8 protein-coding genes and 3 pseudogenes are annotated in these 14,973 nt (G+C 61.1%); 3 read left to right on the plus strand and 8 right to left on the minus strand.

Going from position 1 to position 14,973, the window contains the following annotated elements:
- Nucleotides 1-71: 71 nt before the first annotated feature.
- The 8 genes and pseudogenes from IVB19_RS39825 to IVB19_RS39860 form a co-directional block, all read right to left on the minus strand.
- The gene (locus tag IVB19_RS39825) at nucleotides 72-392 is read right to left on the minus strand and encodes a DUF736 domain-containing protein (RefSeq protein ID WP_018454792.1); all 321 of its coding nucleotides are present in this window, start codon (nucleotides 390-392) and stop codon (nucleotides 72-74) included.
- 548 nt (nucleotides 393-940) lie between these two features.
- A complete protein-coding gene (locus IVB19_RS39830) occupies nucleotides 941-1,426 on the minus strand; it encodes a hypothetical protein (protein WP_247822093.1) in 486 nt (161 codons plus the stop codon).
- Nucleotides 1,427-1,564: 138 nt separating this feature from the next.
- Nucleotides 1,565-2,488 carry a DUF2493 domain-containing protein gene (locus IVB19_RS39835; RefSeq protein ID WP_247822094.1) on the minus strand — a complete coding sequence of 308 codons (924 nt, stop codon included), beginning with the start codon at nucleotides 2,486-2,488 and terminating at the stop codon, nucleotides 1,565-1,567.
- A 331-nt stretch (nucleotides 2,489-2,819) separates the two neighbouring features.
- Nucleotides 2,820-3,881: a DUF7146 domain-containing protein gene (locus tag IVB19_RS39840; protein WP_247822095.1), complete on the minus strand. Its 1,062-nt coding sequence runs from the start codon at nucleotides 3,879-3,881 to the stop codon at nucleotides 2,820-2,822.
- A 323-nt stretch (nucleotides 3,882-4,204) separates the two neighbouring features.
- Nucleotides 4,205-4,735: pseudogene (locus IVB19_RS39845) on the minus strand (hypothetical protein); the annotation flags it as partial.
- Nucleotides 4,736-4,919: 184 nt separating this feature from the next.
- Nucleotides 4,920-7,037: pseudogene (locus IVB19_RS39850) on the minus strand (ParB/Srx family N-terminal domain-containing protein).
- A gap of 107 nt (nucleotides 7,038-7,144) precedes the next feature.
- Nucleotides 7,145-8,101, minus strand: coding sequence for an ArdC family protein (locus IVB19_RS39855; protein WP_247822096.1), 957 nt, complete (start codon nucleotides 8,099-8,101; stop codon nucleotides 7,145-7,147).
- A 774-nt stretch (nucleotides 8,102-8,875) separates the two neighbouring features.
- Complete coding sequence (locus IVB19_RS39860; RefSeq protein WP_247822097.1) at nucleotides 8,876-9,436, minus strand: thermonuclease family protein; 561 nt, start codon at nucleotides 9,434-9,436, stop codon at nucleotides 8,876-8,878.
- Between the two features lie 570 nt (nucleotides 9,437-10,006).
- On the opposite strand from IVB19_RS39860, the pseudogene dinB reads away from it, so the two are divergent.
- The 3 genes and pseudogenes from dinB to IVB19_RS39880 form a co-directional block, all read left to right on the plus strand.
- Nucleotides 10,007-10,855: pseudogene (gene dinB / locus IVB19_RS39870) on the plus strand (DNA polymerase IV); the annotation flags it as partial.
- A 402-nt stretch (nucleotides 10,856-11,257) separates the two neighbouring features.
- Nucleotides 11,258-13,108, plus strand: coding sequence for a PIN-like domain-containing protein (locus IVB19_RS39875; RefSeq protein ID WP_247822098.1), 1,851 nt, complete (start codon nucleotides 11,258-11,260; stop codon nucleotides 13,106-13,108).
- On the plus strand, nucleotides 13,101-14,702 hold the full coding sequence (locus tag IVB19_RS39880) for an ATP-binding protein (RefSeq protein WP_247822099.1): 1,602 nt from the start codon (nucleotides 13,101-13,103) through the stop codon (nucleotides 14,700-14,702). The genes IVB19_RS39875 and IVB19_RS39880 overlap by 8 nt, the downstream gene beginning before the upstream one ends.
- Nucleotides 14,703-14,973: the final 271 nt, after the last annotated feature.

Genomic DNA, 14,973 nt, shown 5'->3' on the forward strand with positions numbered 1-14,973 from the left:
GATGATCATTTTGCCTTAGGCTGGAAAAGAAGCCCCGCCCGATCAACTCGGGCGGGGCTTTGGACCGAGCCTCACTCCCCGTTCTTGCGCGGCCGCGACCACAAGAGCGTGTAGCCCTCGCCGCCTTCGTCGTCGAACAGGTTCGCGTAGATCGGCGCGTTGAACGAGGGATCGTCGAGCTTGAGCGAGAGGTAATCGCGGCCCTCCTCGGAGCGCTTGGACCAGGCCGCCCCGATCTCCGCCCGGCCCACATAGATGCGGTGGCTGGGAGCGTTATCGTTGGAGCGGTTGGTCTCGGCGACGATGCGGACGCCCTTGGCCTGCAAACTCAGGGTGACGATCTCGCCCTGGAAATCGTTGCCGACTTTCTTGAAAGAACCGATGTTAGCCATGTCACTTCTCCTGTTGTGTTTCGAGCCCGCGACCACCGCGGCCTCGATGGCGATCTAAAGGCCGAAGACGATCGGCGACGCACCCGCTGGCGGGCCGGAGCGCAGCGGAGGACGCCGTTGGAGCGACTTTCTTGTCTCGCGAGGAATGGGCGCCAGCCCAGGGGAAGAAAGTCGCTCCAACGGCGTTGCGGCTCAGACGATCGAGGCGCAGCCGCTCTTGGGCCAGATCGAGCCACCAAAGAGGCCACGTGCGTCCGCGTGCTGAACCGCATCTTAAGGAGAAGATTTGGCGAATCTCGGTGTGCTGAGCAAGAGGTCGGTACGGATCCGCGCAGAAGGAGAAGCAATTTGCCGCAAAGGGCGGTATCGTCCCCGCAGAAATGATCGAGCGCGGCGCGCCTCACCGCAGCTATGCGGGCCAGACAGAGATTTGTGGGGCTTGCTTGAAGGGTTCGAGGAGAAACGCGGTTACCTTTCGCTCAAGCTCGAGGCTCTCTCGTTCAACCTGGTCTCTGTGCGAGCTTGCTGGACCTGATGGCAACGACGCCTCATTGCTCGTGCTTGGCGGCGGTAAGAACTGGTCGAGGTGTATTCTCCACCACCCCGGCCGAGTCCGATGGGCGGGTCCTCGCGAAAAAGGTCAAACGCGCCCATGCCGTGCCGCCGATGCAAAGCGCACCTACGCAAGCAAAGGCCTCGCGCCAAACCAGCGAGGCGACCTCGATCTGCGACAGGGCAAACACCACATGATAGCCGGCGATTGCCGCGGGGACCACCGCGAAGACGGTTGCGATCGCGACGCGCAAGGTCAAGGACTGACTAACGGCGAGAGTGAGCTGACCAGCGGCAAGCGTCAGCGCGCCAGAAACAATTCCGATAAGCAGTGCGCCGAAGACGCCCGCGCCATCACGAAATGCGGACATTCCGACGGTAACTGCGACGAAAAACGGCAAGGCATAGACCGCGAGCGCAAAGATCAGCCAGCAGAACAAACCGATGCCAAGCGTGTTGAGGGCAAGCCCAAGGGCGAGCATGGCGGTGGCTCCAATGCACAGACGTATTGGTCGCGCCTCCACCACCACCACGGCGCGGCTTTGCACGTAAAATCGAAACGAGGCGGAGTTGCGGCGCGCAACGCCATCTTGGCCGTCTTGGAGGCGAGTAGACGGCGCTCATGCGCCGCCGAACTTCCAAACGGGAATACCGAGCCGCTTCGCCTTGTCAGCGAGATTGTCCTGAATTCCCGTGCCCGGGAAATGCATGACGCCGATCGGCAGGAGTTCGAGCATCGCATCGTTGCGTTTGAACGGCGCCGCCTTGGCGTGCCTGGTCCAGTCGGGCTTGAAGGCGATCTGTGGCACTTTGCGGCCGGTTGCCCATTTGGAGGCGATCAGTTCGGCACCCTTCGGAGAGCCGCCATGCAGGAGGACCATGTCGGGGTGCTTGGCATGAACCTTGTCGAGGCGATCCCAGATGAGGTTGTGGTCATTGAAGTCGAGCCCGCCGGTGAGTGCGATTTTCGGTCCTGGTGGCAACAAGACCTCGGTCTCGGCGCGTCGTTTGGCGGCAATGAAGTCGCGGGAGTCGATCATTGCCGCGGTGAGCGTGCGGTGGTTGACCAATGATCCCGATCGCGGCCGCCAGGATGCGCCGGTGTTGACCTCAAATCGTTCGATGGCCTGGTCGCGAAAGAGCTCCAGGCAGTTGCGGCGCTCGATCAGCGTGATGCCTTCGGCTGTCAGGCGCTCAAGCTCGACCGATCGCACTTCGGAGCCGTTCTGCTCGCGTTGGCTCTTCTGCTGCGCCTGTTCGTTATTATCGAGCTGCCGCTCGATGCGGTCGACGGCACGATGGAACAGGTTGACTGTCGACCAGAGCAGATCGTCAAGATCCGGCTCAAGCCGCGTGTCGCTAAGGGTCGCGACCAGGGCGTCGAATATATCCGCGACGGCGCCGCCAATCATCTTGCCCTCGGGGAGCGGTCTTGGATCGGGCTGGTCGTCGAATGGACGATGGCCGAAGAGCTGTAGTTCGGTGATGACGTGGTCGGTCGGAGAAGAGTTGTGCGGCGGTTCGATGTCGTCATGGTCGGTCATGGGAAGAGGTCCTTGCCGGATCGGCCGCGACCATCGCGGCCTTCGTGGCGATCCTCTGACGGCGGGCGGAGCGTGCCAGAACCCGAAAGGGCCGAAGCGGCAGCGGAGGATGGCGAAGGCCGGCTATTTTGCTTCGCGATGCAAAGCGCGCTAGCCAAACGTACGATGTGTCTTCACATCGCCGGCGCGCGGCGGAAAATAGCCGGACGCAGCCATTGCCGGCCCGCACCCGCTTGCCATCCGATCGCCCTCTAGAAGGCCGAGGTCGCGTCCTCTTCCGGTATTGGCCTCGCCTATGACTGGCCCATCAACGTCGATTGAAGACCGGGAGCTATTCCGCGGGCACCGTCGAGGAATGCAGGAAGCGAACGACGTCCTCTGGCACGAGCTGGAACCGCAACGCTGCTCGGACGGCATCGAGGCCGAAGACATGGAGATCTTCGTTGAAGTCGCCCAGCCGGGGCGACAGCGCGATTGCTTCAATGCCGGCGTCCGCTGCGCGCTGGCTGAGAGTCGCCTGCACCACATCGCCGGCAGCATCGAGATCGCGGGAGATGTAGAGCCGGCGCAGCCCAGTGGGAAACACCATGGCTGAGAGGTGATTGGCCGAGAGCGCAGCCGCCATGGGCATGCTCGGCAGCACGTAACGAAGCGAAAGCATGGTTTCGATTCCCTCGCCGGCAGCGAGCACGTCGTCCACCACGCCGAAGCGAACCGCATTGCCGAGGAGATCGCCCATCGCGCGTCGTGGGGTATCAATCGGAGCTTTGCCCAGCCGAATGCGATCAAAGCCGTCCGGGTCGAGCCAGGTGCGATGCACGCCAGTGATCCTGCATTCGAGATCCGTGACGCAGGCGATCATCGCCGGCCAGGTCTCGGCTGGCAGGTGTTCGTCGGGCCGATAATAGCAGCGCGGATGGAAGCGCAGACTGCCAGCATGGGGCACGTGGAGGATCCCGCGACGCTGCAAATATGTCTCCACCAGCGTCCCCTCGATCGGTTGGGATATCATGAAGAGCCGTCTCGCCGCCTCTTGCGATCCGGCCGGTGCTAATGGACGAACGGGTTTCGGGGCGACCTCCGGTTCACTACGAGCCAGCCTCAGAAAGCGCCTCGCCTCCTCTGCGACCTCCCGGAAATCGCGCAAGCCGCATGTTTCACGAATGACGTCGAGAAGATCGCCATGCTCGCCGGTTGCGGCGTCGGTCCATTTTCCGGCAGGGCCTTTCGGCAAATCCTTGAGCCGCACAAACAACGAGCGGCCAGGGGTGTTGTGGACATCCCCGACCAGCCAGTATCGGCCCTGCCGCTTGCCGTTGGAGAGATAGTGTCGGCACACCGCCTCGGCCTCGCGTGCGAGGCGGCGTGCCAGTTCGCAAGGCTCGCGGCGCATCAGGCGGCCTCCCGCTCACTGGCACGCTCGACCGGATAACGGTCGAGTACCTTGGACAGAATCTCGACACCGCTCAGGTCCGTGGGCACGAACATGCGCAGCTTCCAGGAGATGATTTCTCCAAAGAGGCCGTAAGCCCGCAAGCGATCGCGCATGGTGTCGTTGAAGCCCGCCAGTTCGATGCGGTGTGCGCCCATCACCCGGACACGGCGAAGCTGGAGCCCCTCCGCAAGCTCGAGGACGGTCCGCCCCCCCATCAGCGCGACGAAAGCGGCGTCTGGCGCGAGCGCCGGCGCGTCAGCCGCAAGGACATTCGCGACCCAGGTAACCGAGACCTTGCGGCCGACGATCCGCTCGCCTGCGTCGGTCTGAAAGATGGCCAACAGGCCGGTCCCCGCGGAAGGCTCCAAAACCCGGTCGGACGGGGTGATGCCGGCCGCGGTGCATGCGGCAAGCCCAAGCGGGATCGGCGTTGAGAATTGTTGAAGGGCCTGACTGTCCTCGGAGCGGCGCGTGTGGGTCGGCAGACGGCGCGCGATTCTCGCGAGCATCAGCAGCATGGCGGCCGTCGAGCCGGCCTCGACACGAATTGCGGGACCAAACTTGCGAAGGAACAGAACAGTTGCCGCCTCGCAGACATCATAGGCGGTTTTCCAGTTCCAGCCGCCAGTGGCGTCGGAAGCGCCGAAGGCAGCTCCCATGGCGCTACGCAGGACAGCCGCATCGATCTGACGGCCGCGCTCGAGATCAATCGCGAGCTGTCGCGCGGCCCTGACGGCGGCGGAGGTGAGACTTGCAGCGGCGCGCACCGAGAGCGGCGCGGCGGCAGCGCCGCCGGCGAGAGATTCGGTCATGGGAGGGTTTCTTTCGGAGAGCAGGAAAGGGTCGAACCATCAGGCGCTCTCCTTTGACCCCGACGGCTCAAACCCTTCCCGGCCCGGCTCTCCCTCTCAGAGCTCGCCCAGAAAAATGGGGACCGGCGCTGCACACCGGTCCCCAAGCACCTACGGACGGCCAGAGCCGTCCAACTCCATGGTCTCACTCAGCGGCGTCGAGTTGTTGCGGATCCTCATCCTCGTTCGCGTTCTCCCGATCCTTGTCATCTCCGAGGAATTCAGGCAGCGGGCCCGCTTCACTCTCCTGCTCCAGTGACGATACGCTGGACTCGACGAGACGCAGCGGCTCCGGCAACCAGCCCGAACCATCGAGAAGACGCTCGGCTCCTTGGCCATGTCGGCCTTCTTCAGGTGGTCGATCAATTGCGCGGACGATTCGCCTCTTGCTTCCCGCACCGCCTCCAGGATGCGAGGTTTGGTGACCCGGCCGAGATAGTTGTCGACGGAGGGCTTCCAGCCCGCTCGGACCATGTCGAGGCGGACGGCGCGCGCGAGCACATCCGCCTGGTCGAGCCGGGTGCGGACGCCGTGGGCGGAGACGCGGCCCTGATTGTAGCGGTTGGCCGGCTCGTAGAGAGCGTTGACCGCAAATGACGCACGTGAGCGAACAGGGATGCCTGTGCGCCGCAATCGAGAGCTGCGAGCGCATCCCAAAGATCGTTCTCGCTGTTCGGCAATCGTGCTTTCCAGGACTCATGCCGCGCCTCAACGGCCTTCGCGGACGCGCTTCCCCTCAAGCCAGGCGCTTGAGCCGGAAAGGTCGGCGTGCGAAGCCGATCTCAAGGCAGCCGCCGGACGATGCGAAGCGGTAAAAGGCCGTCAGCACGAAGTTGTGCAGCACCGCCTGAAACGCGATCGCAGGATTTTCTGCCAGCGCATCCCGCAACGGCAACGTGCGATGCGCCGTCAGCTCGGTGATCAGCCGATCCGGCAGACGTTTCGTGGCGTCCTCATCATCTTCTTCCACCTCAGGAGCGCCACCCGCGATGGCGATGGCCGTGTGCTGGACGGAAGTACCAGCCGCCTTCCCCTCGTTTGACTGTGTGTCGGCGCCCTGCCCGATATCAGGATCGTCTGCCGACACGTCGTCCTCTGGCCGGACGTAACCCCGATGCACCGAGAGGCGGCCTTCGGAATCGATGCAGACGAAGGCGCCAGCGCGGACGATCTCGGCCGGATCGTAAATCATTGGCCGGTCTTCGAACGCGACCAGTGCCGCCTCGATTTCGCCGAGACGCTCATCGACCCCATCGGGCAACTCGTCGGCATCCTGATAATCGGATTCAAGCTTGGCCTGCTCCGCGTTGAGGGCGTCGATGGTGGCCTGCTCCTCCGGGGAGAGATCGACAGGTTTGCCCTCCAGCTCACGCAGGCCATCGGTGTGGCCGTAGTGGAATTCGACCGCGAGCGAAATCCACTTCCAGCCTTCGGCTGCAATCGACTCGGCTTCGGCTTTGAGTTTTTCTGTCACGAGACGGTCGAGCAAGGCAGTGTCCTGGAGCCAGCCGCCATCATCGCGCTCGAACCGATCCCGCAAAACGCCGCCACCAGCCCGCTCGTAAGCATCCAGCCCAATGAACTGAACGCGGCGATCGGTCGCGCGCACGGTGTTTTCCGTGAGCATTCGCCGGATCTGATACGGCTCATCATATCTGGATCGGCTGACATTCTCCCAGACCTGCTCCTGCCTGGCGTGGTCGGCTGTAACAGAGAAGGCGATGAGCTGCTCGAGAGTCATGCCGTCTTCGGCATAGACGTCGTGGAGCTTTGCCGACACGGACGCCAGCCGGAGTCGTTGCTTAACGACAGCCGGCGTCACGAAGTGCCGAGCCGCGATATCCTCCTCGGACATGCCGGCGGCACTCAAGGTCTGGAAGGCTCGGAACTGATCGAGCGGATGAAGCCCTACCCGCTCGTCATTTTCTGCAAGCGAGTCGTCTTCAGCAATGCCGCCCTCGCGCACGATACAGGGAACCGCCTGCGTCTTCGCCATGCGCTTCTGCCTTACGAGAAGTTCCAGCGTGCGATAGCGCCGGCCACCTGCCGGCACTTCGAACATGCCGGTCTCATTGCCTTCAGTGTCCACGACCGCCCGCACGTTGAGACTTTGCAGGAGCGTACGCTGCGCGATACTTTCGGCGAGTTGCTCGATGGAAATGCCCGCCGTCACATGCCGGACGTTGGACTGGCTCAGCACCAGCTTGTTGAACGGAATATCACGCGAGGGCGACAAGGTGATCTTTTCGACAGCCTTCGTCATGTCGATTCTCCACGACGGGCGGCCGAGAGCCTCTCTCTCGACCTCCAACCCGTCGCGGAAAACGACCCGCCCTCTCACTCTCGTGCCCGCGGTGACCCGGTGGAGTCTCACGCCGCTTCCTGGTCCGCTTTTTCCGCCTTCATGTAGGCAGCGGGTGCTGGCAAGAATCGAAGGAGATAGTCCGCGACCTTGCTGGCCTGTGAAGCGGCCCGGACAATTGCACGATTGTCCTCGCGCAAGGCATCGAGCCACGAGCCGATATAGTCGGCGTGCCGCACCGTCGGTACGATACCGAGCGACGCGCAACCGAACGCAGAGGCAATTTCCGCGACCAACTCCTCAAAGGCATACTTCTTGGTACCAAAGCTGCCCGACAAGTCGCGGTTGAGACGTGACGGATGGCCGCTGGCATGCGCCAGCTCATGCAAGGCCGTTCGATGCCAGTTGATCGGCTCGAAATAAGCTTGCGGTGGCGGCACCTGCACATAATCTTCTGTCGGCGCATAAAAGGCGCGGTTGCCGCCGATGCGGAAGTCGATGCCAGTCGCCTTGATGAGCTTTTCGAGCTGCGGCTCGATCAGGTCTGGCGGCGGAGGCGGCGCTGTTGTTGCGATCTCCGGAGGCAAGCCCTCGCATTGATTGATGTTGAAAAGTGTGAAGCGCTTGAGGAACGGAATGGTCTGCGCTTCCTCACCGTTCTCGCTCGCGCGGCGCTGTTCGTCGACCGGCACAAAGCGGTCGGCATAGACGACGGTCGTGCCGCGCTCGCCCTTGCGAACGTGACCACCGAGCGATAGCGCCTGGCGGAATGTGAGCCAGCTCTGACCTGTGAATGCGTGTTCAGTGGCAGCCCCCCAGAGAATTAGTATGTTAACGCCGCTGTATTGGCGGCCGGTCGCAGCACTCTTCGGCATGGCCAAAGGGGCCGTCGCCGCCGCGGTGCCCCAAGGCTGCACCCACGGCACACGGCCGGCCTCCAGTTCGGCGATGATCTTGTTGGTGATGTCGTCATAAAGGCTCGTCCGGTCCTCACCGGTGCGCGCCCGAGGATGATGTCTGGACATCGCGGATCTCCGCGACGGCGCCGCGAGCCTCTCTCGCAGCCTGTAACCCGTCACGGCAAAACCGCGCGACACTCTTACTCTCAGCCTCTAATTCAGAATGCGACATTTGCGACCCGGTCCGCCTTCCGTTCCAAGTTTTCAGGACTAGATACTGAGATGCCTGGGGCCGCAGACCCGACCGGGCGTGCGCCAAGAGCGCATCGCCTCGACGGGAAATGGCACCCGGAGAGCGTGAGCATAGCGACCCGAAGGGGCACGCGGTCCGAGTGCAGCGACGAGACCGGTTCAATAGTGGCACCCGGGAACGGGGCAGTGATAGCGATCGCCGCAGGCGGGCCCCTTTCCCGAGTGCCCCCGGCGAGGAGCTCCGCAGCTCTTGCGCGAGGGATCGAAGCCGGACGGCCGAGACGCAAAGCGGCTCGGTTCAACGAGAGCCCGATGCGGCGGAAGCCGCACGCGCACAAGCGGAAGAACTCCACCAGGGCTTAAGTCGGAGGACCTAGATTTCCTCGCGCGCATTGGTCTGCGCGTCGTCGATCCTGATCTGAAGCATGGGAAAACGCTTCTTTAGTTCTTCCACCTGCCCTGGCGCCGTCTGTGGTTGCAAATTCGGCGTTGAGCCGGCCGTCCACTTCAAGCGCGTAACCAGAGGCCGGCAACTCACGGGTGGCTGCAACCATTTTATTCCCGTTGTGCAGTGAGGGGATTGGAAATGATGCGTAGAGTGAGCAGCCCAAACGGCGCCAGAGCCACCTCCCCAAGTGCCGTGATTGGCTAACGCCCGTTCTGGATTGGTGCCTTGCAGGGATCGCATAAAGGATGGGCATTTGCATCGTCCGAACAGGCGGACGGCTTTCCACTTGCGCGGATGCATGCACGATAGAGCCACGGCTCGACATAGCTGCCCTTCCAGAGTCCTCGGCCCGCGCGCTCAGCCTCGCGCTGAGCTTCGTGATACCTGCCCTTCGAGTATTGGGGCCAATCCAGCGCAAGACCGTTGCGTACAAGCCAACCCCCGAGATCCTTGCCTGCGACCGAGCAGGTCGCGACCGTGCGGCCATACGGGTCGAGGCTGACTGGAACACAATTGACGGCACTGCGGCCAATGAAGGCGTCAAGGTCGTTCGCGGCCTGAGCACCACACCGATATTGTAAGCTGTCGTCGCCACGGCACAGCTGGCTGCTCTCCGGTGCATCGATACCCCAAAGCCGGATGCGCATTCCATGCATTTCCAGCGTGTCGCCGTCGATCACGCTGGCCTGCCCGACAAAATCGTCGGCCAACGCTACGCTCGATATAATGACTACAATCAATGCGACAGAGGTTCGACGCATTCAAATGACCTTGCATTGGATTTCGGCCAGTTCTCGAGTGGTTTCAGTGCTGGCAGGTTCTCGGGCCGCTCGGGAAAATGAAACTCCGTGTCATGCAGCCAGGGACCCTTGAAGCGAGCCAGAACAGAATCGCGTCCATCTGCCAATTAATTCATAAACTTTCCAGACGCCGCCATCCTTTATAACTTCGCCGGTCGCGTTGAATGGCAGGCGGTTCAGCCGGCAAAGCGCGTAAATTTCGTCCCGGCGCGCTCCTTGGGATGAAGCAAAGGCGCTGCAGCGCCCTTCTGACGAGGCGATGAAAGTTGTCATGCGCGACGTGGACAAAGAAGACAAGATTGCTGCGTAGCTGATTTTGCACAGGATGGCGGAACACGTGGAAAAGCACCTGCCCCCGACGTTTTGGAATCCCTGCTCTGTGTTAGCAGCCCGGAACGAACCGAGGGCTGCAAGGATTCGTCCCTCGCCAGGAGCGATCTTGATGCTGATGACCAGGGAAAGGCGGACGGCGATCCGCACGGTACGGGGGTGGGCGATAGCCGTGCTGCAGCAGGCAGGCGCGATCCGCGAGTGAAGCCACGCTTCGAGGTCTACAAGGCGGTCTCGGAGCAAATCCGCAAGATCTTCGCCGAGCATACCCCGATCATCGAGCCGTTGTCGCTGGACGAGGCCTACCTCGACGTGACCGAAAATCTGCAAGGCATTCCGCTGGCCCGGGACGTCGCGTTGGCGATCCGTGCGAAGATCAAGGAGGTAACCGGCCTCAACGCTTCCGCCCGCATCTCCTACAACAACTTTCTAGCAAAGCTCGCCGCCGACTACCGCAAGCCTAACGGCCAGTACGTTATCACGCCTGAGATGGGCCCCCCATTCCTAGAAAGCCTGCCGGTCCGCAACTTTCACCGCATCGGGCCCGCGACCAGCCCCAAAATGAATGCTCTTGGGTCGTACACCGGCTCGACATGCGCAATCAGTCGCTCGACTTCATGCAAGCCAATTTCGGTAAGGCTCGAAGCTATTACTATTGGATATCGAGGGGCGTCGACAACCGCGAGGTCCGCGCCAACCGTGTGCGGAAATCCGTCGGCACCGAAAACACGTTCTCCACCGACTTCACCGACTTCGACGCCATGGCCGTCGAACTCGAGCCACTCATCGAGAGGTCTGGCGATACTGCGAGGGTGCCGGTAACCGGGGTCGCAAGGTGACGCTGAAGGTGTAGTTCAACCACTTCGAGATCATCACGCGCAGCAGATCCGTCCTCGTCGCGGTTTCGCGCCGCAGCGCACCTCGACGTCAATCGATCGTTTTGCTGCCGAACGAGATGCCCGTTCCCAAGCCGGTCCGGCTTCTGGGTGCTCGCTTTCGGGGCAACAAGGCGGCGACCAAGCAGAACCGCAACTTGGTTTCCCGATCTGACGGTGGCGGAAGACCACGGCGGATAATGTCGCAATAATTTTCACAAGGACACCTCGCCAGTAAACTCGCAGGGACGTCACGTGCTAGGCTCTGGACCGAATTACTTCGCGGGTCGCTCAATCCCTGAGCGCCCCACATTCCGGCTTCGTACTCCGTTTCTTCACCATTCACTCATCTGATCCTGATCGGCCTCGACCGTCATCAGCTTCCTGCGATACCGCACTCCGAGCATCGGGCCGGCATAAAAAGGGGTTCCGTACGAGAATGCCCGGGAGAGCGGCTTAAGGGGTTCGCTCGAGGCGCAACGATGTCTCGCAAATTTCTATTGCTTCGGCAGGCGGCTGCTGGCACCAACCTACAATTGTCAAATTCGGCGTACGCGCCTGGGCTTGTGGTGATGCAATGCGTCTGGACCCGTTCATCCGCGACTACCGGGCGTTTATGGACGAACTCGTTGAAACGTTCGAGTCAAAGAATACCCGTTACTATTTGGACACCTCTCTGCTCATGTGGCTGATCCGTATCGGACCTGCGGCCCGCGGCGAGTTCATTGCATGGTGCAAAAGTCGGCCGAACAACGCAGTGCGCGTGCCGGTTTGGTCTGCGCATGAACTGCATCACCACCTAATCAAAGGCACCGTCACGTCAAACTTTCGCGCGGTTGTGAGCGAGACGGAGAAAAAATATGATGAATTCGTCCGCCTTGCCTCCGAGCGGGCCGACGAGGTTATATGCCAGGCTCGCGGATACGCAGGGCGTGAGTTCTTCGTGGCCGACGTCGAGCAATCATTCGCTCGCGTCCGCGAGCTTGCGAAGGTGGTCGGCGACGACCGCGGCATCGCCGCTGCGGCCGACGAGGTGGTCGCGTTCGTAAACTCGATCGTGCTTGACACCGATTTGACGCCCATCGTGCGGCTTCTCGGGGAAACCGGCGATTTCCGTTACAGTCACCGAATGCCTCCGGGCTTTCATGACAAAAAGGACGACAACCGCTATGGCGACGTCGTCATCTGGGAGGAAATTCTGGCCGACATCGCCAACGATGAAAAAGAGCCTCGGCACGGTGTTCTCATCTCTCGGGACGAAAAAACGGACTGGGTGTCTTCAGCCCCGTTGATCCTTTCCGAGGAAAAGCTTCCGCATCGCTCGAATAGGGACTTCGATCACGACGTCACTCGCGCTCACCCGCTCCTTGTCCACGAGTTTGCCGCCCGCACCAAGAGCGGGCGGTTGTATGTGCTTCATCCCGGCTTTTTGGCATCGGCCTTGGACTATGCCGCCAGGATGTCCAGCCGCCCGAGCGAGGTGGTCAACTGGCTGGCCGCATCTCATCGTTCCGACTTCCTTCCGCGCCTGGCTGGCGCCGGTCTGAAGGCGGAGCAGGCTTCCGCTTCCGTAGAACAACGACTAGACAGCAAAACCGGGGCCGGCAAGGGTAGCAGCCAAGCCGCGTTCGCTGCACCAACTCTTGCCGACGTCATGAGCTTGACTAGTCCAAAGGAGGTCAGTCAGTACACCAGCGCGATCCCCCGGGATTTTCCCGATATCTTGCAATCGTGGGAACGTCTCTTGTTGAATGGCACGTGGACGGGTTTGAAATTTGGCAGGCTATTGGTCGATCTTGCTCTCGCCGGACGAGGTGAAATCACGTCGCAGTTGCCGTCCGTTGTCGAGCGGCTTTCATCCGCATTGAACCCGGGCGTGTCGAATGCCGTCGTCCTTGGAATGATTGTGCCGGCGTTTTTCGACCGCTACGGTGAACTTCTGAGGCGACCTGAAGGTGCTTTGGCGCCCGCCGTTCTTCTCCTTGATAACGATCCTCGCTGGAGGCCCGCGTTTGCTGCCCTGTCAGAGTATCTTCGGTCGGCCGACGCGGAACTTCCTTATCTGCCCGGTTCGGAGCGAAAGCGTTTGCGCTATTCAGTCGACGTGATCGAAGGCACGGGCAACACTCCGCGCGTGATACGCGGGCTGCGCATCGGGAAGCAATCCGCGCTCGCGGATCCGCTTCCGTCTGGCAGCACGAGAAGTTTTGCAGGCCTGTTGAGTAGGGAGCCGGAAAAGGGGTGTTCGGGTCTAGAGCTTCGCGCGCTGATCGCTCGGGAATACCTGATCCCCATTGAGCTGTTGTCCGACGAATATGACAAGAAACGCCTAACCTGGCTGCCGGACACGGGACTGGTGACGCTCGACATGACAAGCTCGGGCGGATTGAGCGCGATTGGCGACGATGGGGAGAGTGATCGTGACTGACGAAGCTTCGAAATCTGGAGTTACCGACCCGGCACAAGGTAGGGCTGCGCCGCATATCGGCGCGTTCGTGCTCGAGACCTTGACGCTCGGGATGTATGGCGAGCCCCGTCATACGCTGCGGGAATATGTGCAGAATTCCTTTGACGCCATCCGCGCGGCCCAGCGTACCCGCTTTCTCAAAGATCGTGGCAAAGTTACAATTTCGATTTCCTCCGAAGCAATCAAGATCCTCGACAACGGACTCGGGGTGCCGGCGGACCAAGCATGGAAGACGCTGACATCGGTCGGGGCTTCCAAGAAGGACAGGCAGCGGGATGCCGGCTTCCGAGGCATCGGACGACTGGCCGGGATGGCGTATTGCGAGAAACTGATTTTCCGGACGACATTTCCCGGCGAAACGACGCTCACGGAGATTACGTTCGACTGCGCAAAGCTACTCAAGGCGATGAGTCCAGATGAAGGCGGCGATGTCGAGCTCTCGAGATTACTTTCTACGGCAATCAAGCTGAAAGCGAGCCAGGACGCGGCGAAGTCCGAAGATCATTTTTTCGAGGTTACATTATCTGGGCTGGCCAACACGCCCGCCTATCTCACTTCTGCTTCGGATGTCCGCGATTATCTTTCAGAGACCGTGCCGGTTGCCTTTGACCCGTCCTTTTCAAAGAAGGAGAAGATCGAAGCCGAGTTCAAGGCCTATTTCGGGGAGCCGCTGGAAACTATCGATGTATTCGTGCAGGCAGATGGCCCATCGGTACAGATACTGAAGCCCTATGGCGACAGTTACGAACATTCCGGCGGCATGATGAACTTGGATGCAGTCGAATATTATTCCGGGGAAGACAACCGATATTGGGGTTGGGTCGGGCGGCTGAGCGGCTCGGCAACCGTAACCGATTGGCGTACACGAGGGTTGAGAATTCGGGTACGCAACATTCAGGTCGATGGCACGGAAATATTCGAGAAGCTGTTTACCCAGGTTAAGCCGTCATACGGTCGCATCAGCAGTTTTTATGTCGGCGAGATCCACATCGACGCCGAAAAGGTTATTCCGAATGCTCGCCGCGATGGGTTCGAGGAGACAAAGTTTTGGATCGACATCAAGAGCAGTTTGATCACTAACATATGCCGTCCGTTGTCAACGGACGTCTACGAAGCGTCCCGGCAGGGACAGATCGACGTTACGAAGGTCGTCGACGATATCGGAAAGCTGGTCGAACGAAGCACCAGCTTGGCAGATAATCCGAAGGCTTCGTACGACCAGGTCGTTGATCTCATGAATACGGCCAAGCGTCTTCGACGGCGTGCGTCTTCTGCCTTGAAGACCATCGGAGACATCGATGCGACGCTTGTGGATGAGGGCAAGCCCAAGGAGCAGAGCGCAGTTGTGCTGCAAGATGCGGCAAAATCCGTCGAAAGCATTGAGTCCCAAGCTCGTATGTTGGTCGGGCGGTTCCTGGACGAAGACGAAAGGTTGACCGCACTCAAATCTCGTCTGCGCCAGGAAATCCTGCAGGAACTTCTGGACGTTGTGAACGCGTTCGTCGATCCCTCAACCTATCAAAAGATCAAGCGACAACTCAGCAAGGCCGTCTGACGCCTCGCGTGGCGGCAGGCATCGCCAGATGCCGCCGCGTGAATGCGAGCAATTCGAAAGACCGGGTGTAGCGGGTGTTTTTGCATCAGAATCACTGGCGTCGGTCCCCGGCGCAGCGACCGGAGTCCTCGGGTTCGGCTCGGGCGCTGGCGTCAGACCGCCCAGCCGCTTGATTCCAGGCAGGCCGCGCTTAACGGCGCTGGCCTAGCGATCGTGACGCCTGACCGGTTTTCCAAGGTTTTCTCATCCAAGGGCTTGACCTGCAGCGTAT

Source organism: Bradyrhizobium sp. 187 (assembly GCF_023101005.1).
Classification (GTDB): Bacteria; Pseudomonadota; Alphaproteobacteria; order Rhizobiales; family Xanthobacteraceae; genus Bradyrhizobium; species Bradyrhizobium canariense_D.